Origin of the sequence: Flavobacterium sedimenticola (assembly GCF_030053345.1) — a bacterium.
GTDB lineage: Bacteria > Bacteroidota > Bacteroidia > Flavobacteriales > Flavobacteriaceae > Flavobacterium > Flavobacterium sedimenticola.
In genome coordinates this window covers 78,677-98,370 of record NZ_JASGBP010000004.1, presented here as the reverse complement: position 1 = coordinate 98,370, position 19,694 = coordinate 78,677, and the positions used below count along the sequence as shown (strand labels likewise).

Here is a 19,694-nt window from a genome sequence, read left to right as displayed (position 1 = left end):
CTAAAATCAAATCAAATTCAGTACTTATAGTGAAATCGGATTCGCGTAATGCGAAATACGGTGTCACTGTATTGTTCAATAAATTCAAATTTGTGCCGACCCTTTTGTTGGAAGCTGATGATTCTGTCGGCCGAAATTTCGTAATACATATGACGTCCTTCCATCATAAATTTTTCTCCATTCATGCGGTAGGCAGACCGAATCAACTCAAACTCTGATAGGTTCCAAGTGGTAAAATTGGCATCAAGTGTCTCGATGTCGGTACACAAGCCTTCCGTTATTTCGGTTTTCGAAGTATAATACCGATCTATCGTTTCAAAAAAAGCAATAATCTCGTTGCGTAGTGTTGTGGCATCCATAGCATAAATGTAAACAAAATTCATAAAAAAAACCGCCTCGATAACAGTAAAGAGGCGGTTGGCTTATGATTCTTTTGACATTAAATCTTAATGCCGGGTGGCAGTAAGTCTTTATACATGGTGTTTTTCTTGAAGAAAAGGGCAATTTTAGGTAAAATCGGAACCACTTTCAGTTTGCGCTCGTAAGCAATTTCCATGATGTTTTTCAATAACTCGTTGATAAATTCGTCATCGTTAAAGCCGTCAAACGTGTTAATTCTGGTTAGGAATATTTTCTTTTCTTGAAATGAATATTCAACAGAAATCAATTTGCCGTCTACCAATGTCTCGAACTGTCGGGCAAAGGTGTTGTCTTTAATTTCCATCTTTTCCGAAATTAATGTTGTGTTCATACTCAAGTGAAATAAAAGGATTAATTTTAGGCAAATTTACGAATAAATAACGAGCCTACCGTGAAATGATGTCAAAAATCCCTGTTTACTTTATGCCCGGAATGGCGGCCAGTCCGACTATTTTCGAACGAATCCAACTCCCCGAAAGTACTTTTGAAATGCATTTACTAGAGTGGGAAATCCCCAGTCCCGGAGAAACGCTATCCCAATACGCACAACGCATCGCAGCCAAAATTGAGCACCCGAATCCTATTTTGGTTGGGGTCTCATTCGGCGGCATTTTGGTGCAGGAAATGAAACCGTTTGTTGCCCCGCAAAAAGTAATCATCATTTCAAGCGTAAAATCGAACACCGAATTCCCGAGTCGTTTCAAAATTGCCAAAACCACCAAAGCGTATAAATTAATTCCAACCCGACTTTTCGAAAATGTCGAAACACTGGTAAAGTTTTCCTTTGGGTCTTCTATCGTCAAACAGCGATTGGTATTGTATGAAAAATTTCTGGCTGTTCGCAACAAGCAGTATTTAGATTGGGCCATCGAGCAAATTATCAATTGGGAACGCAAAGCAATTGACCCCGAAATTATCCATATCCACGGCGATGCTGATGAGGTTTTTCCGCCGCAATATATCAAAAACTTTATTCCGGTCAAAGGCGGAACACACATCATGATCTTGTCTAAGTACAAATGGTTGAATGAAAATTTGCCTAAAATTATGTTAGATAACAAGGCATAACGGCTTAATTTTTGTAGTTTTACCTGATAGAATTACAGACGAGCCGTCTAAAAACGAATGACTATGAAAACGAATAAAGCCCTGGTATCTGTCCTAAGTGTAATTATTTTGTCCGGAATTTTAGTGTTCGGAATATCTGGAGAAAACAAAGACAAGCTAATGCGCGAAGGCACCCCCATGTACTTCCCGGCTGAAATCGATTTTGCCGGTGAAAAAACCCCGTTACACATCACCGATGTGCGCGAACGATTGGATCGGGAATTGTTAATCAATGCCAATCTCGATGCCACAACTGCCTTAATCATCAAAAGAGCCAACCGCGTTTTTCCGATTATCGAACCGATATTGGCCAAAAACGGGGTGCCCGATGATTTTAAATATTTAGCCGTCATCGAGAGTGGTTTGGTCAATGCCGTGTCTTCTGCCGGTGCTCGCGGGGTGTGGCAGTTTATGCCCGATACCGCCAAAGAAAAAGGAATGGAAGTAAACGATTTGGTTGATGAACGCTACCATCTCGAAAAATCGACTGAAGCGGCCTGTAAATATTTGTTGGCAGCTAAAGAAAAGTTTGGTTCCTGGACCTTAGCCGCGGCTTCTTACAACGGCGGTATGAATGGTATCACCAAAAAAATAGATGAACAAAAGGTAAGCAACTATTACGATTTGGCCCTAACCGAAGAAACGTCGCGCTATGTGTTCCGAATCTTAGCATTAAAGGAAATTATGAGTGAACCGACGAAATTCGGGTTCAATATTTATCAAAGCGAGTTGTACCAACCGATACCGACTAAAAAAGTGGAAGTCGACAGCACCATCAATGATTTAACGGGCTTCGCTAAGTCGCAAGGCATTAACTACAAGATTTTAAAAATCCACAATCCGTGGCTGCGTGATAAAAAGTTGGTTAATCCTACCAAGAAGAAATACGCTATCGAAATTCCGTTGTCCGGATATTAATTTAGTGTTCGGTCCCGAAGCCACGGGACAGTTGGCAGTGTTCAAATAAAAAAACGTCCCGAAATTTTCGGGACGTTTTTTTATCTAACTTTCTAAGCAGTCTGATTAGATTTTCTTCAACTGCTCTTTCATCATCGCAATTTGGTCTTTCAACATACCTTGCTTATCTAATTTTTTTACTTCATTCAATAAAGAAGTAGCTTCCATTTTGCGACGTCTCGACATGGCAATTCCGGCCAAGTTTAATTTCGCCACCGCCAAATCCATATTCATATTCAAACCCAATTCAATCGCTTTTTTAAAGTATTTCTCTGATTGGTGTAAGTTGGTTTGTGACGTCATCAAACCGTGTAAATAGTTATAATAGCCTTGCTGTTTGCGAACCAAAGCCGTTTCCGGGTTTTTTATTTTATCCAACCATTTTTTGGCTCCGACAAAATCTTGCTTTCTCAATTTCAAGAAAGCCATCAAAATAAACTCGTTTTTATAATACAAAAAGATGGGAATAACAGTCAATAAAATCAGGAAAATTCCATTTCCGATGTTGCTTTCTGTAAATTGCCAAACGGCAGTAGCTACCAATAATCCTGCTATAATTAATTTGATAAATCTGTGAAACATAGTATTGTGATTTTTTGTGGCTGCAAAGGTAGTGAAATGAATTAAAAATATTTTTAAAAAAGTTCTTGCCGGAAAAAAAAAGGTTTGTATATTTGCACTCGGTTTTTAAGGAACCATCATAAAAGAATAGTACACGATTTTAAAGATACACAGCAATGAGCAAAAGAACGTTTCAACCATCGAAAAGAAAAAGAAGAAATAAACACGGATTTATGGATAGAATGGCTACTGCGAATGGAAGAAAGGTCCTTGCGCGTCGTAGAGCTAAAGGAAGACATAAGTTAACCGTATCTTGCGAACCAAGACACAAAAAATAATGATTAAACGTTAATCAATATAAAGCCGTTACTTTTAGTAGCGGCTTTTTTTTAAACCTGTTCATAAATTTTAATAATTTTTTGAAGCTGTTTCCCGCTGTTCGTTGTATCTTTTACATCGGTCTGCGACCGCTGAAAAAGGATGCCACTGCCATCGGGGCTAGGTTTCACAACTAACAACCAACAACATATAACATACAACTTACAACTAACTACAATGCCTAAAGACAACTCCATCAAATCGGTTTTAATTATTGGTTCCGGACCTATCGTTATCGGACAAGCTTGCGAATTCGACTATGCCGGTTCCCAATCGGCGCGCTCCCTGCGCGAAGAAGGAATCGAAGTCATCCTCATCAATTCCAATCCGGCAACTATCATGACCGACCCTTCCATGGCCGACCATGTGTACTTATTGCCTTTAACTACAAAATCGATCATCCAAATCTTAAAAGAACATCCTCAAATTGATGCGGTGTTACCCACAATGGGCGGACAAACAGCTTTGAACTTATGTTTGGAAGCCGACGAAAAAGGGATTTGGCAGGATTTCAATGTAAGGTTAATAGGGGTAGATATCAATGCCATCAACATTACAGAGGATAGAGAGCAATTCAAGCAATTGCTGCAAAAAATAAATGTGCCGACAGCACCGGCCAAAACGGCTACTTCATTCTTGAAAGGGAAAGAAATCGCTCAAGAGTTTGGTTTTCCGCTAGTAATTCGTCCGTCATTCACCTTGGGCGGAACCGGTGCCGCTTTTGTGCACAGAAAAGAAGATTTCGACGAGTTATTAACCCGTGGGTTAGAAGCGTCACCGATACACGAAGTCTTAATCGATAAGGCTTTGTTGGGTTGGAAAGAATACGAATTAGAATTACTTCGCGATAAAAACGACAACGTAGTGATCATCTGTTCCATCGAGAATATGGATCCTATGGGCATTCATACCGGCGATTCGATTACCGTAGCGCCGGCGATGACGTTATCGGACACCACATTCCAAAAAATGCGTGATATGGCCATTTTGATGATGCGTTCTATCGGGAATTTTGCGGGCGGTTGTAACGTGCAATTTGCCGTATCACCCGATGAGAAAGAAGATATCGTAGCCATCGAAATCAACCCGCGTGTATCGCGTTCCTCAGCATTAGCCTCCAAAGCAACCGGTTATCCGATTGCTAAAATTGCCACCAAATTGGCTTTAGGCTATCACTTAAACGAATTGCAAAACCAAATCACCAAGTCGACTTCCGCCTTATTTGAACCAACATTAGACTATGTTATCGTTAAGATTCCGCGTTGGAATTTCGACAAATTCGAAGGTTCCGACAGAACGTTAGGTTTACAAATGAAATCTGTGGGTGAAGTAATGGGTATCGGGCGTTCGTTCCAGGAAGCCTTGCACAAAGCCACCCAATCTTTGGAAATCAAACGAAACGGCATTGGTGCCGACGGAAAAGGATACAAAAACTACGAACAAATTATCGAAAAACTCACGTATGCCAGCTGGGACCGCGTGTTTGTGATTTACGATGCGATTGCCATGGGTATTCCGTTGAGCCGCATTCACGACATTACCAAAATCGATATGTGGTTCTTAAAACAATACGAGGAGTTGTATTTATTGGAACGCGAAATTTCCAATTACAAAGTAGATACGCTACCCAAAGAGTTGCTTTTGGAGGCCAAACAAAAAGGCTATGGCGACCGCCAAATCGCCCACATGATGGGTTGTTTGGAAAGTCAGGTCTACAAACTGCGCGAAGAAATGAATGTTAATCGCGTATACAAATTAGTGGATACATGCGCGGCCGAGTTCAAGGCGATGACACCCTATTATTACTCGACTTTCGAAGCCGAAATTCAAACGGCCGACGGGCAAAGATTGGTAAGCAACGAAAGTGTGGTTACCGACAGAAAAAAGGTCATTGTTTTAGGTTCGGGACCCAACCGTATCGGACAAGGCATTGAGTTTGATTACTCTTGTGTGCACGGAGTTTTAGCGGCCAAAGAAGCCGGTTATGAAACCATCATGATCAACTGTAATCCGGAAACCGTGTCGACCGATTTTGATACCGCCGATAAATTGTATTTTGAGCCGGTATTTTGGGAACACATTTACGATATTATTCGTCACGAAAAGCCGGAAGGTGTGATTGTACAGTTGGGCGGGCAAACCGCATTGAAATTGGCCGAAAAACTCGACCGTTACGGCATTAAAATCTTAGGGACTTCGTTTGATGCCTTGGATTTGGCGGAAGATCGTGGTCGTTTTTCAGAATTATTAAAGGAACTCAACATACCATATCCTAAATTCGGTGTAGCCGAAAATGCCGATCAGGCATCTGCCTTGGCAGATGAATTGGATTTCCCGCTACTGGTACGTCCATCTTATGTATTGGGTGGCCAAGGCATGAAAATTGTCATTAATAAGCAGGAGCTCGAAGAACATGTCATCGACTTATTGAAAAATATTCCGGGAAATAAGTTGTTGCTCGACCATTATTTAGACGGAGCCATTGAAGCCGAAGCCGATGCCATTTGCGATGGTGAAAATGTGTACATCATTGGTATTATGGAGCATATTGAACCGTGTGGTGTGCACTCGGGCGATTCGAATGCCACTTTACCACCGTTCAACTTGGGCGAGTTTGTGATGCAACAAATTAAAGACCATACCAAGAAAATTGCGTTAGCTTTACGAACGGTTGGTTTAATCAATATTCAATTTGCCATTAAAGACGATATTGTATATATAATTGAAGCCAATCCGAGAGCGTCACGAACGGTGCCTTTTATTGCCAAAGCCTATGGCGAACCGTATGTAAATTACGCGACCAAAGTGATGTTAGGCAAAAACAAAGTCACCGATTTTACTTTCAATCCGAAATTGAACGGCTATGCCATCAAACAGCCGGTGTTTTCTTTCAGTAAATTCCCGAATGTAAACAAAGCCCTCGGACCCGAGATGAAATCGACCGGTGAAAGCATCTTGTTCATAGACGATTTAAAAGACGATCAGTTTTACGAATTGTACAGCAGAAGAAAAATGTACTTGAGTAAATAAACATAAAAAATCCCGAGAACATCGGGATTTTTTATGTTTAATTTTTTATTAATTTAAAGAAATGTGTGCCATTATTATTGTTGATGGTTAAGAAATAAGTGCCCTTTTTAAGATATTCTAGGTTGGAAAGAATTACAGTATGGCTCGAGTTAAAGTTTTGAAAATATACAAGCTGGCCATGAGGAGTAAAGATTTTTATTTCAGAATTAAGGCTTAGAATTTCACTTTCGATTGTAACTTGATCTTTAAATGGATTGGGAAATAGTATTGTTTTTTGGATTGAGTTTTCAACAACTCCAAGATTATTAATAGTTACAATAAACTCGCAATAGGAAGATTCTCCACAACTGTTAATATATTTTGCTTTTAAAATATGTTGGCCTGATTCTAACCAATTTATTTCAATTAAATTACCATTATTCTCAGTTATTATTCCGCCTGAAACTAAAATCCATTCTACATTGGCAAAATCACTTTGCGCTACAAAATAAGTTTCAGTTTGATTTATTTGCGAAATAGAATTTCCATAAATTGTAGGGGTAGAAGGACTATAATTACCTATACGTTCAACAGCATGGTCACTATCGTAGGAAATTAATGTTCCTGTAATATTATCATAGATCGTTTTTGTACTGCATACCATACAAGCTTTATCCGTCCAATTTACCCCTTGATCTGTGGAGGTTTTATATCCGTTTTCAGTAACAAATAGCCATTTGTTGTCGTCAAGTATTTTAAATCTGTTTTGATCGAGATACACCTGATTTGAAACAGGATGGTTAAATGGAATTTGAATGTATGATGAATTATCAAGATTAACTTTGAAATAAGTGTTTCCCCCTGTGGAAACTATGGCATAATTACTTCCGAAAAAGGTATTGGATGCAATACCTCCTAGATCTATGCCATTGTTATCAGGAATAGATGTGATGAGCTGCCATGATTGTCCTAAATTATCAGTTTTATACAAATAGTAATCGTAGTTTGATGGCCATTGGTTATATTTTCCCCATGCATAAATTTCACTCATATTTTTAATTTTACTGTAATAAAAAACAACATTAGGAATCACTGGCATTGGCACGTTAATCCAATTTTGGCCCTTATCAAATGAAAGATAAATTTCACTATTAAGTCCACAACGCAGAGTATTCATATCCAATTGTTCGAAACTATTGATAATAGAATTGGGAACCCCTAAAAATTCAGAATGTGTCCAAGTAACTCCTAAATCAAAAGATTCATACAAGGAAAACCCTTCGGCACCGTTCGTAGGATTGGCAAATCGCAAATAGCTAATGTAGTTGTTTTCAGCTTTTAGCAAATTGCAATACATATTATTGGCGGTTAGTTTCAATTGCCATGTGGCTCCATTATCAACTGAGGTATATAAATTAAAATCATATGCGCTTCCATCATAATCGTCTTGTTTAGTTAAAGTAAGTGTATTGGGACCATTTGTGAGAACTTTGATATTTGTAGAAGAAGGATTAATTAAAGCAAATGAATCAAATTCATTCCAAGTAATGCCTCCATCAGAAGTTTTTAATATCTTTCTTCCAGGGGTATCAGTCCAAAATGCATACCCTCTGTCAATAATGTATCCTACAGTAGAATTGACAAAAAAGATGTCTGATTGATATCCCATTCGCGTGTTTATTTGATTGGAAGTAATCTGATTACTTGTCAAATCATAAGAGATAAAACTTAAGTTTGTTGTCATTCCTATTGCACCAACTAACATTATTTTATTATTTTTTACATCAAAAATGCCTAATGAATTATAAATATTGTTGGATGGAGTCAAATCTGTTATAAATTGCCAACTCGCTCCATTGTCTGTGGATTTATAATAAGACGCTAAGCTGTCATAGCACGATAAAACTATAGTGCCATTTTCAGAAACTTTTAAATCAGTAATATTTTTTTGATTGGAACTGGTTGTTCCTGAAGGATTTTGTAACTCAGTCCAAGTGTTTCCTCCATCCATGGTTTTGAACAAATATTTACCACTCCAAGCAAAACCAACAGTTTCACTTAAAAAATGGATATTAATTGTACTGTAAAAATTAATGTAGCTATTAAAATATGTTGGTATTTGGGTCCAGCTTGCTCCTCCATTTGTGGTTTTCATAAAATATCTTTGTTGAGGCGTGGAAGTATATGCAGTGGCGTATCCTATATTTTCATTTATAAAATCAACACTATTGATGTTTTCATTCCCATTAATACCCAAACTTAATGAGTTCCAACTTTGACCTAAGTCGGTAGTTTTTATGATGGTTCCTTTCTGCCCTACAATTACAGCGGAAGTTGAATTCAAAAAAGAGTAAGATTTTAATGGTTCCGTGTCATAACGTGTATTTGGAAAAGGTATAAAGTTCCAATTTTGACTTCCATCATTAGTTTTCATTAATGTTCCTTGTCCAAATGCAAATCCATTGTTTTCATCAAAAAAAGCAATTTTTCTAAAACTTGCATTTAACAATTGAGGACCATCAAAACATTGAGCAGAAACTGTTTTTGAAACAATTAAGTTTACCAATACAATTAGTATTTTTTTCATAGAAGCAAATTTTTAGTAAAAATAAGAAAATTACGGTAAATATTATCTGATTAATAATTTGTTTAAAAAAACCTATCGATTTAAGGTTGGAAAATCGAATACTAAATTCTGAATTTAAAACTCATTAATCCGGATCTAAAATCGACAGGTGAAAGCATCTTGTTCATAGACGATTTAAAAGACGATCAGTTTTACGAATTGTACAGCAGAAGAAAAATGTACTTGAGTAAATAAATAAAAAAAATCCCGATGTTCTCGGGATTTTTTTGTGGTTTATTTTTTGCTTTCCTCTTCCAAGTCACTCAAGTGTAAGCGCAAAGCTGTTACTGAAATACTGATTTCCCAAAAAGAAATCCCTAGTGAAGTCAATAAACACAATAAACTAGCCGCAAACAAATAAACGCCGGCTGTGTGCCAATCCATAAACAAACACAACATGGCAAATACCGAAAGAAACAAACACAATACACCAAAGAGCTGCATATAACGAATCAGGGAAAGACGAAGGTTTAAGTTTTTAATTTGCAACAATATGCTTCGTGTGTGGTTTTCGTCGTAATGCTTTTTCAAACTGCGCACAATTTGGGCGATTGTTAAAAACCGATTGGTGTAGGCCAATAAAATCAAGGATGTGGCCGAGAATAATAGCGCGGGAGTTTCTATAGAAAGCGTCATGTATAATATGGAATTAAGAACTACGAATGTCGAGAATTATTTTCAATAAAAAAACCTGCAAGTGCTACACTTACAGGTTTTACTTATCTTAGGTTTCTTTTTTACTTAATTAATTCAAAGCTTCTTTTTACAAAGGCGGTTAATTCTTCGCCTTTGAGTAACCCTTGGGAAATTTTCGCCAAGTCGAGTGCTTGTTTGACCAAACTTTCCTGAACCGATTTGTCGGCTTTTAAGATAGTAGTGGCTAATTCTGAATTGGTGTTGACCACCAAATTGTACATTTCCGGGAAATTGCCCATGCCAAACATACCGCCGCCGGTTTGACTCATTTCTTTCATGCGTCGCATAAACTCGGGTTGGGTAATGATGAAAGGCGCTGCAGCACTATCCATCGGTTCCAATTGAACCGTGTAGTTAGTTTTTGGTACAATTTCTTCTAAAACAGTTTTCAGTTGCGTTGATTCTTCTTCTGACAATTTCGAAATTTGGGTGTCTTCTTTTTGAATCAATTTGTCAATATGATCCGAGTCGACACGCGTAAATGTAAGGTTTTCGTTGTCGCTTTCCAGTTTTTGAATTAAATGTGATACGATAGGCGAATCTAGCAGCAACACTTCATAACCTTTTGCTGCCGCGATTTCAATATAACTGTGTTGCGCGTCTTTGTTAGAAGCATACAGCACTACTAATTTTCCGTTTTTATCGGTTTGATTGGCTGAGATGGCTTCTTTCAATTCGGCCAAGGTATAATACTTGCCGTCAACCGTTGGGTACAAAACAAAGTCACCCGCTTTTTCATAGAATTTCGGTTCCGATAACATGCCGTATTCCAACACGATTTTAATGTCGTTCCATTTGCTTTCAAAATCTTCGCGGTTTTCGTTGAAGAGCGATTTCAATTTATCGGCCACTTTACGCGTAATGTAATTCGAAATTTTCTTCACGTTGCCATCGGCTTGTAAATAGGAACGAGAAACGTTTAGCGGAATGTCCGGAGAGTCAATCACGCCGCGCAGCATGACTAAGAATTCGGGCACTATGCCTTCCACATTATCAGTGACAAATACTTGGTTTTGGTACAATTGGATTTTGTCTTTCTGTACTTGCAGATTCGCATCCAGTTTAGGGAAGTATAAAATTCCGGTCAAGTTAAACGGATAATCTACATTCAAATGAATGTTGAACAACGGCTCTTCAAATTGCATCGGATACAACTCACGGTAGAATGCTTTATAATCTTCTTCGTTTAAGTCAGCAGGTTGTTTGGTCCAAGTCGGAGTAGGGTTGTTGATAATATTATCCACATCAACATACTCAGTTTTATAATCGTCACCGGCATCTTCCGGCTTCGGCAAGGCTTCTTTTTTGGTTCCGAATTTAATCGGTACCGGCATAAATTTGTTGTATTTGGTCAACAATTCACGGATTTTGAATTCTTCTAAGAATTCTAAAGAATCTTCGGCGATGTGTAAAATGATTTCGGTGCCTCGTTCAGTTTTGTCGTGTGGTACTAAGGTGAATTCCGGACTACCGTCACACGTCCAATGCGCTGCCGGCTCGTCTTTGTATGATTTGGTAATGATTTCCACTTTTTCGGCTACCATAAAAGCCGAGTAGAATCCTAAACCAAAATGACCAATGATGCCCGAATCCTTGGCAGAATCTTTGTATTTTTCCAAAAATTCTTCTGCACCCGAAAAAGCTACTTGGTTGATGTACTTTTCTACTTCTTCAGCGGTCATCCCCAAACCTTGGTCAATGATGTGCAGTTTTTTGTTGTCTTTGTCAATTTTGACTTCAATAACAGGATTGCCATAGTCTACTTTGGCTTCTCCGATGCTGGTAAGATGCTTTAGTTTTAAAGTGGCATCAGTGGCATTCGAAACTAATTCACGCAAGAAAATTTCGTGATCGCTGTATAAAAACTTCTTAATTAGCGGAAAGATGTTTTCTACCGAAACATTAATTTTTCCTGTTGTCATATGATTTGTTTTAAGTTATACAATTTTTGATTCAGGCTACGCAAAGAAAATACCAATTGTCGGGAATATGACAAATTGACGTAGTAAATTCTGCAAGGAAATCGTATAATTTTGTAAATAACAACCAAAAAAGTGCTGTATCTTTGTCTCTAATAAAGTTAATATGATTGATATGAAAAAAATTATTTTACTTAGTGTAGTATCGGTTTTGTTTTTGTCTTGTAAATCGACGAATTCGGCGACCAATACTAAGGTAGATTCACAATCTCAAACCGCCATTAAAGGAGAATGGGTAATTTCTTCAGTGAATTATCCCGGATCTGAAGTGATTAAAGTGACTTCTTTTGATTTGGCTGATTCCAAATGTTTTATTGGAAGTAAATGGAAGTTCGTGTCTATGAGCAACAAGGGAAGTATGGCTTTAAACAGCCCGAATTGTACTGCTTATTCAACGCCTATAACTTGGTTTATCAACAAAGAAGGTGAATTTGTCTTAAAAATTTTAGATGAAGCCAAAGCCAAAACGGTAAAATCGGGTTATGTTTTAAGAGTGGCAAACCAAACAGAAAGATCGTTTCAGTTGGTTGACCAAATTAATGTAGCCGGCAAAATGACCGCTGTAGTATATCAATTTGACAAAGTAAATTAAGTAAATATGAAGAAGATAAGTACCATTGTTTTAGGAACAGTTTTTATGATTGCCACGGTTTTTACCGGTTGCGAGTCAGTTAAAAACACCAGTAATCAGCAACGAGGCGTGGCCATTGGCGCCGTTGGAGGAGCCGTGTTAGGCGGAATTTTAGGAAATAATATCGGTAAAGGCGGTAACGGAGCCCTGGGGGCGGTGTTGGGCGGAGTCATTGGCGGTGTTGCCGGTGGAGTTATCGGTACTAAAATGGATAAGCAAGCCCGTGAAATTGAAACGGCACTTCCCGGTGCGCAAGTTGAAAGAGTTGGCGAAGGGATTCGATTGGTTTTGGGTGAAAATGCGGTTCGCTTTGACACGAACAAATCTACTTTAACCGCTGCTGCTAAAGCCAACTTAGATAAATTAGTGCCGGTTTTTAACCAATACCCGGATACTAATATTCAGATTTACGGCTATACCGACAGTACAGGAACACCGGAATACAACTTGACCTTATCTGAACAAAGAGCCGCTTCGGTGAAATCGTATTTGATAGGTAAAGGTTTGGTGGCTTCCCGTTTTGTAACAACCGGATTAGGTATTGCCGATCCTATTGCGACTAACGATACACCGGAAGGAAGAAGTAAAAACCGTCGTGTGGAATTTGCCATTACAGCCAATGAAAAGATGATTCAAGACGCACAAAAAGAAGCCGGAAAATAATTTTTTGCCTTTTTAAAAATATAAAAAGCGCCCACTTTTGGTGGGCGCTTTTTTTTGACTTTAACTTTTTACGCCTAATAATTTAACAAAACTTTTTGTTTAATTATTTTTTAAAATAGTTAAACATTATTAACTTTACATCTCTTAAAGGTAACACCATGGCTACGGTTAAAAAAGCAAAAACAAAAAAAAGCACTCCCGATGACAACGCCATCATTTCAATATACATGAATGAGGTTTTGGAAAATAATGAAGCACCTAAAAATGTGTATGTTTTTTGTAAAAAGCATGCCATCGAGGAAAGCGATTTCTATGCTTTCTTTGGGTCTCTGGAAGCGTTGAAACAAGATATTTGGGTGAAGTTTTTTGAAAATGCTGTGGCCACTATTGAAAAGGAAGTGGCGTTTGAAAGCTATTCGGATAAGAATAAACTGCTAACGCTGTACTTCACACTGTTTGAAATTCTAACCCTGAACAGAAGCTATGTATTGTTTTCGCTCAAAGAAAATAATGAAGGATTAAAGAATTTGAAACAACTAAAAACATTCCGAAACCATTTTAAGAAATATATCGTAGATAGTATTACCTCAGAGCCTTCAGAGCCGTTCGGGAAAGTGGCAAAAGTAACCGAACCCGTTTACGCCGAAGGCGCTTGGCTACAGTTCTTATTTTTACTGAAATTTTGGATGGATGATACGTCGAAAGGTTTTGAAAAGACTGATGTGTTGATTGAGAAATCAGTAAACACGGTAGTCGATTTATTGAACACCAAACCCTTGGAAAGTTTGTTTGATTTGGGCAAGTTTCTTTGGAAAGAAAAAATGCAATAAATGAAAACCTTAGACAAAATTCCAACGGGAAAGATTGAACGCGCCGGACAGTTAGTGAAAACCGGTATAAAAGTCGGGACCAATTTCGTAGCCTATTATGGTGAAAAAATAGTCAATCCGTCTTTAACACGAGAAAAACTAGATGAAAACAATGCCGAAGACATTTACGACGGATTAAAAAATTTGAAAGGAAGTGCGTTGAAAGTGGCTCAAATGTTGAGTATGGATAAAAGTATCATGCCGCAAGCGTATGTCGAAAAATTCTCGTTGTCGCAGTTTTCGGTGCCGCCTCTGTCAGCGCCCTTGGTTCGTAAAACATTCAAAAAATATTTAGGGAAATATCCCGAGGAAATATATGATTCCTTCACTCCGGATGCCATGAACGCCGCGAGTATCGGTCAGGTACACAAAGCAACAAAAAATGGGAAAAATTTTGCTGTGAAAATCCAATATCCCGGAGTGGCGGAAAGTATAAGTTCTGATTTGGCATTGGTGAAACCTTTTGCTATCAGAATGTTCAACATCAAAGGGAAAGATTCCGATAAATATTTTAAGGAAGTTGAAGACAAATTGCTCGAAGAAACCGATTATGTATTAGAATTAAAGCAAAGTCTGGAAGTGTCCGATTGGTGTGGTAAAATCGATAATTTGCGTTTCCCGAAATACTATCCTGAATATTCATCGGAAAAGATTTTAACGATGGAATGGATTCAAGGCGAGCATTTGTCGGAGTTTGCAGCGCACAATGAAGACCGAGCTAAAGGTGACAAAATAGGTCAGGCATTGTGGGATTTTTACATGTACCAAATGCACCATTTGAAACAAGTACACGCCGATCCGCATCCCGGGAATTTCCTCATTGATGCCGAAGGACGATTGGTAGCGATTGATTTTGGTTGCATCAAACACGTACCCGAAGAGTTTTATGTTCCGTATTTCGAATTGGCGAAGCCGGAAGTCATCAACAATCCGAAATTATTCAACGAAAAATTATACGAACTCGAAATATTGCGTCACGATGACAGTCCTGAAGAAATAGAATATTTCACCAAAATATTCCATGACTTATTGAGCTTGTTCACGCAACCGTTTCACGGCGATGCCTTCGATTTCTCGGATGCCGATTTCTTCGGAAAAATTGCCCAAATGGGAGAAGCTTTCTCTAAAGATACACAGCTTCGCAAAATGAACGGTAATCGTGGTTCGAAACACTTTTTGTACATCAACCGAACGTTTTTCGGGTTGTATAATTTGTTACACGATTTAAAAGCACGCATCGACACCAAATTGTTCGAAAAATATATGAAAAATTAAACTTTGTTTATTTATTGGTTAGGTTGGTAAGAGCGACACTCCACGTTTGAGTTCTGTCGCTCTTATCTTTTTAATAAAGTTCGTAAGTTTGCCTTTCAGAAAATCAAGATGCTACAAGTTCAACATATTTCCTTTGCCTATCAGGATAAGCCCACCTTACATAATCTTTCTTTCCAATTACAGAAAGGTAAAAATCTGGCTGTCATGGGCGAAAGCGGTTGCGGGAAAAGCACACTCCTCAAACTCATTTACGGGCTGTATGATTTGGATGAAGGGCGTATTTTTTGGAATGATAGCGAAGTTCTCGGACCGAAATTTCACCTCATTCCCGGCATGGAATACATGAAGTATTTGGCGCAAGATTTCGATTTGATGCCTTTTATTACCGTAGCCGAGAATGTGGGCAAATACTTGTCGAATATTTATGCCGATAAAAAGCAAGCGCGGATAGCCGAATTATTGGAGATAGTCGAAATGACCGAATTCGCTTCGGTGAAAGCCCAATATTTGAGTGGCGGACAAATGCAACGCGTGGCTTTGGCTCGCGTATTAGCTTTAGAACCCGAAGTGTTGTTGTTGGATGAACCGTTCAGTCATATCGATAATTTCAGAAAGAACAGCCTGCGCCGAAAATTGTTTGCTTATCTGAAAGAAAAACAAATTACGACCCTAGTCGCTACCCACGATAGTTCTGATGTGTTGTCGTTTGCCGATGAAGCTTTGGTAATGCAAAACGGCCAAATCATCGCTTCCGAGTCGCCCGAAAATATATACCAAAACCCAACGAGCAAATACATTGCTTCGCTTTTTGGGGATGTGAATGAAATCGAAAAGGACGGCGAAAAACGATACTTATATCCGCACCAATTACACGTGGTTCCTAAGTCAGATTTTCAAGTTACTGTTTTGCAATCGTATTACAAAGGCAGCCATTATTTAGTGGAAGCCGAATATAACGGCGACAGAATTTACTTTGACAGCCAACTCAATTTCTCGCCAAAGACAACTGTTTTTTTAGAAGTGCTTTTGTAAAAGAAGCACTTTATTTTTCTTCGGTCACATATTCTAAAATATCTCCGGGTTGACAATCCAACGCTTTGCAAATCGCTTCGAGCGTACTGAAACGAATGGCTTTGGCTTTGCCGGTTTTCAATATGGAAAGATTCGATAAGGTTAAATCGACTTTCTCCGACAGCTCATTCAACGACATTTTTCGTTTGGCCATCATCACATCTACATTCACAATTATGGGCATATCTCAGATGGTTAGTTCGTTTTCGGTTTGCATTTCTACTCCCTTTTTAAAGATTTGAGCGATGACCAAAAGTACCACACCCATAAATAGCCAAATATGGGCTCCGTCTAAATTTAAATCAGCAATGTCGGGCATGTTTATGCCTTTTGTGGCTAACCATTTGGCGTAATTAGCGCCCCAATTGGAGAAAAAGCTAATGAAAATCGTCAAATAGGCTAGGTTAGAAACAAACTTGACAAGTGCTTTACTGAAAGGTTTTGAAAAATCGAGCTTATTATCGTACAGTATTTTTACAATTAAGAAGAATAATAAGGCTTTCAAAATGGCCACTATAAAGCCTAAACCAATTTGAGTCAAGAAAAAACCACTGTCGTATTGGTACAGTTCCGTAAGTTTGAAATAATCGGCGGCCAACGGATTAAAGACCATCGTAAATACAGCATTGAACAAAAAACTACCGGCTTCAACGCATAAACCGATAAAAATAATCCAAGATAATAGGTGTAATGCTTGGAGTATCATTTTAGTAGTGATTCTGATTTCCATCTTTTTTAGATTTTGAATTACGAGTCAAAAATAATAAAAATTTATTGATAAACAATAAATAATAATTTTTTTTCAAAAAAAAATAGAAATAGTCAATGTCAAAAAAACCTCAAAGCTTTCACACCTTGAGGTTTTAGTAAATATTGTTGGTAGCTTAGTTTTTCAAATACTTTTCCAAGAATTGGTCTTGTTCCCACAGCAAGTGTAAAATGTTTTCTTTGGCGGCATAACCGTGACTTTCTTTAGGTAATAAAACCAATCGAACCGGTGCCCCCAAATTTTTCAGCGCTTGGAAATAGCGCTCCGATTGCAACGTAAACGTTCCCGGATTATTGTCGGCATCGCCGTGAACCAACAACAAAGGGGTTTTCATTTTATCGGCGTTCATAAAAGGTGACATACCGTTGTACACTTCCGGAACATCCCAGTAATTGCGTTGTTCGCTTTGGAAACCAAAAGGCGTCAGCGTTCTGTTATACGCGCCGCTTCGGGCGATGCCACAGGCGAATAAATTAGTGTGCGTTAGCAAATTGGCTGTCATAAATGCACCGTACGAATGCCCGCCAATAGCCACTTTTTTTCGGTTGATGTAACCCAAGTTATCCACGGCATCAATTGCCGCTTCGGCATTGGCAATTAACTGCGGCATAAACGTATCATTCGGTTCGGCAGTGCCTTCCCCGATAATCGGGAAAGAAGCATCGTCCAATACGGCATAGCCCTTGGTAACCCAGTATATAAAAGACCCATAGTAAGGAAACGTAAATTCGTTAGGGTTTTTGTTGCTTTGTCCGGCACTGTTTTTATCTTTAAATTCTTCCGGATACGCCCAAATCAACAACGGCAACTTTTCGGTTTTCTTAGTTCGGTCGTAATCGGCCGGTAAATACAAGGTACCCGACAATTCCACGCCGTCTTTTCTCTTGTATTTAATGACTTCTTTATATACGTTTTTGATACTCTCAAAAGGGTTTTTGAAGCTGGTAATCGGCGTCAGTTTACCCGATTTGATGTTTCTGAAATAGTAGTTCGGGAAGTCGTTTTTCGATTGGATTTGCACCAAAACATCGCCTTTTTTGAAGTCTTCAATCGATTGTAAATCCTCTTTTTTATCTTTCATTTTAGAGGTGTACAAACGTTTTGTTTTGAGTGTCGCCAAATTGAATTCGTCTACAAACGGAAACTGTCCTTCTTTGGTAAATCCGTCGCCAATTAAGTAAGCATTGTTGTTTTCGATGGCCAACACATAGCGGTTATATTGATTTCTTTTGGTTTCAAAATTCCCCGGATCGCTGTAAATGTCTTGCGAGTTTCGGTCCCAAATTACTTTAGGCGCTTGGTTCGGATGGGATGGATTGAACAAATATACTTTTTGGTTTCGAGTATCGTACCAATCATCATAAGCAATAGCGGTAGTTTCGTTACCCCAAATGATGCCGCTGAAACGTTGTTGGGTTTTTAAAATCGATTTGGGTTCGGCGTTGAATGGCGCGTCCCAAGTGAAAACTTCATCTCTGAAATCGACTTTCTTCGCTTGGTCGCCTTCGTCTAACGCTACGACATAGGAAAGTGTTGCCGGTTGGTCGGCTCTCCAATTCATGCTTCTTTTACCTTTTCTCACAGAAGAAAAACCTTTGGGCATCACTTCATTGAGCGGTACATCATTAACGACTTTAATCTCTTTTCCGTTTACATCGTAAACCACTGTTTTTTGCGGAAAACGGCTCAACGGAACGATATAAGAATACGGTTTTTGAATTGTCGTTACCATTAAATAATTCCCGTCGGGTGAGAAACTTTCTCCGGCATAAATGTCGGCGGGTTTGAATAATTCGGTTTTGCCGGATAGGGAAACTTTGTATAATTCGGAAGTCACTAGAGCGTCGAAATTGGCTTCGTCCGTTTTATTTTTCAACAAATCCTGATACGTTCTGTTTTGCGATTTCGAACCGTCTCCGGTGGAAACCGTTGGTCCTTTGGGCAGATCTTTCTTGCTGTCAATTAGTGCCGGACGATTTTTCGGCAGCATTTTTACCAAAAGCGTTTCGTTGTCTTTCATCCAACTGTACGGACTTCCCAAGTTGGCATTCAAGTTGGCATCCGTGATTTTTTTGGCAGAAGCCGAAATAACATCAATTACCCAAAGTTCCACTCCGGTATTGGTCGTATGCGTAAATCCGATTTTCTTCTCGTTGGGCGACCAAGCAATATTGGTGATTCGAGCATTTTGCGGTAAGCCCGAAACTTGCGTTTCTGTTTTATCGCTTACTTTTCTTAACTTCAAATTGTTGACATACGTCACCGTACTCGAAATATTGGTAATCGGGTTGATACGCAAACCGCCCAAGCGCATTTCTTCCTGATTTAAATCGTCTAACGTTTTGTAGGTGTTGCGATAACTCAGCAATAGGTATTCTTTTTTAGAATCCATGCTCACCGATGGCGCTCGCTCGTAATCGGCCAATGCTAAAATTTCGGCAGAAGGTTTTTGAAAGGTAAGATTTTCTTGAGCTAAAGCCGAAAATCCTAATCCGAGTAAGAACAAAAAAGTAAAGCGTAATTTCATATGCTCGTAGTTTATGATGGTTTTAAAGTAGGTCGAATTTACGGTATTTCGGTTACAAATAATGGGAAGATTTTGTTAAAGTTGGCGCTTTTGCTATAGTAAGGTTGACGTTCTTTTTTGCATAAATCTAAATTAGAACTCAAAAATGACTTTTAA

At 38.7% G+C, this 19,694-nt stretch carries 18 protein-coding genes; 9 read left to right on the top strand and 9 right to left on the bottom strand.

Annotated elements, in window-relative coordinates:
• Nucleotides 1–17: 17 nt before the first annotated feature.
• Together QHT84_RS08280 and QHT84_RS08275 are read right to left on the bottom strand one after the other, a co-directional pair.
• Entirely contained in the window at nt 18–383 is a 366-nt protein-coding gene (locus QHT84_RS08280) for a hypothetical protein (RefSeq protein ID WP_283239092.1), read from the bottom strand.
• A 56-nt stretch (nt 384–439) separates the two neighbouring features.
• On the bottom strand, nt 440–724 hold the full coding sequence (locus QHT84_RS08275; RefSeq protein ID WP_407649240.1) for a GNAT family N-acetyltransferase: 285 nt from the start codon (nt 722–724) through the stop codon (nt 440–442).
• Between the two features lie 95 nt (nt 725–819).
• Here QHT84_RS08275 and QHT84_RS08270 point away from each other — a divergent pair, with 95 nt between their 5' ends.
• Nucleotides 820–1,488: an alpha/beta hydrolase gene (locus QHT84_RS08270; protein ID WP_283239218.1), complete on the top strand. Its 669-nt coding sequence runs from the start codon at nt 820–822 to the stop codon at nt 1,486–1,488.
• A 63-nt stretch (nt 1,489–1,551) separates the two neighbouring features.
• Complete coding sequence (locus QHT84_RS08265) at nt 1,552–2,445, top strand: lytic transglycosylase domain-containing protein (protein WP_283239090.1); 894 nt, start codon at nt 1,552–1,554, stop codon at nt 2,443–2,445.
• A 105-nt stretch (nt 2,446–2,550) separates the two neighbouring features.
• On the opposite strand, the gene QHT84_RS08260 is transcribed toward QHT84_RS08265, so the two are convergent.
• A complete protein-coding gene (locus tag QHT84_RS08260; RefSeq protein ID WP_283239089.1) occupies nt 2,551–3,066 on the bottom strand; it encodes a DUF2892 domain-containing protein in 516 nt (171 codons plus the stop codon).
• Nucleotides 3,067–3,221: 155 nt separating this feature from the next.
• Here QHT84_RS08260 and rpmH point away from each other — a divergent pair, with 155 nt between their 5' ends.
• Together rpmH and carB are read left to right on the top strand one after the other, a co-directional pair.
• On the top strand, nt 3,222–3,383 hold the full coding sequence (gene rpmH / locus QHT84_RS08255; protein ID WP_026710894.1) for a 50S ribosomal protein L34: 162 nt from the start codon (nt 3,222–3,224) through the stop codon (nt 3,381–3,383).
• A 217-nt stretch (nt 3,384–3,600) separates the two neighbouring features.
• Nucleotides 3,601–6,453: a carbamoyl-phosphate synthase large subunit gene (gene carB, locus QHT84_RS08250; RefSeq protein WP_283239088.1), complete on the top strand. Its 2,853-nt coding sequence runs from the start codon at nt 3,601–3,603 to the stop codon at nt 6,451–6,453.
• A gap of 37 nt (nt 6,454–6,490) precedes the next feature.
• Here carB and QHT84_RS08245 read toward each other — a convergent pair whose 3' ends face one another.
• The 3 genes from QHT84_RS08245 to htpG all read right to left on the bottom strand — a co-directional run bounded on the left by QHT84_RS08245 (nt 6,491) and on the right by htpG (nt 11,676).
• Nucleotides 6,491–9,019, bottom strand: coding sequence for a YCF48-related protein (locus tag QHT84_RS08245; RefSeq protein ID WP_283239087.1), 2,529 nt, complete (start codon nt 9,017–9,019; stop codon nt 6,491–6,493).
• Nucleotides 9,020–9,292: 273 nt separating this feature from the next.
• A complete protein-coding gene (locus QHT84_RS08240) occupies nt 9,293–9,694 on the bottom strand; it encodes a DUF2721 domain-containing protein (protein ID WP_283239086.1) in 402 nt (133 codons plus the stop codon).
• A 101-nt stretch (nt 9,695–9,795) separates the two neighbouring features.
• Nucleotides 9,796–11,676, bottom strand: a complete 1,881-nt coding sequence (htpG, locus tag QHT84_RS08235; RefSeq protein WP_283239085.1) for a molecular chaperone HtpG — start codon at nt 11,674–11,676, stop codon at nt 9,796–9,798.
• A 172-nt stretch (nt 11,677–11,848) separates the two neighbouring features.
• Here htpG and QHT84_RS08230 point away from each other — a divergent pair, with 172 nt between their 5' ends.
• From QHT84_RS08230 to QHT84_RS08210, 5 genes are all read left to right on the top strand, one after another.
• The gene (locus QHT84_RS08230) at nt 11,849–12,325 is read left to right on the top strand and encodes a lipocalin family protein (RefSeq protein ID WP_283239084.1); all 477 of its coding nucleotides are present in this window, start codon (nt 11,849–11,851) and stop codon (nt 12,323–12,325) included.
• Between the two features lie 6 nt (nt 12,326–12,331).
• Nucleotides 12,332–13,027 (top strand): OmpA family protein, encoded by a 696-nt coding sequence (locus QHT84_RS08225; protein ID WP_283239083.1) that lies wholly within the window; start codon nt 12,332–12,334, stop codon nt 13,025–13,027.
• A 158-nt stretch (nt 13,028–13,185) separates the two neighbouring features.
• Nucleotides 13,186–13,857: a TetR family transcriptional regulator C-terminal domain-containing protein gene (locus tag QHT84_RS08220; protein ID WP_283239082.1), complete on the top strand. Its 672-nt coding sequence runs from the start codon at nt 13,186–13,188 to the stop codon at nt 13,855–13,857.
• Entirely contained in the window at nt 13,858–15,171 is a 1,314-nt protein-coding gene (locus QHT84_RS08215) for an ABC1 kinase family protein (protein WP_283239081.1), read from the top strand.
• Nucleotides 15,172–15,279: 108 nt separating this feature from the next.
• The gene (locus QHT84_RS08210) at nt 15,280–16,203 is read left to right on the top strand and encodes an ABC transporter ATP-binding protein (RefSeq protein WP_283239080.1); all 924 of its coding nucleotides are present in this window, start codon (nt 15,280–15,282) and stop codon (nt 16,201–16,203) included.
• 10 nt (nt 16,204–16,213) lie between these two features.
• On the opposite strand, the gene QHT84_RS08205 is transcribed toward QHT84_RS08210, so the two are convergent.
• From QHT84_RS08205 to QHT84_RS08195, 3 genes are all read right to left on the bottom strand, one after another.
• On the bottom strand, nt 16,214–16,426 hold the full coding sequence (locus tag QHT84_RS08205; protein ID WP_283239079.1) for a helix-turn-helix domain-containing protein: 213 nt from the start codon (nt 16,424–16,426) through the stop codon (nt 16,214–16,216).
• Nucleotides 16,427–16,429: 3 nt separating this feature from the next.
• A complete protein-coding gene (locus QHT84_RS08200; RefSeq protein WP_283239078.1) occupies nt 16,430–16,972 on the bottom strand; it encodes a DUF2975 domain-containing protein in 543 nt (180 codons plus the stop codon).
• A 154-nt stretch (nt 16,973–17,126) separates the two neighbouring features.
• Nucleotides 17,127–19,538, bottom strand: coding sequence for a prolyl oligopeptidase family serine peptidase (locus QHT84_RS08195; RefSeq protein WP_283239077.1), 2,412 nt, complete (start codon nt 19,536–19,538; stop codon nt 17,127–17,129).
• Nucleotides 19,539–19,694: the final 156 nt, after the last annotated feature.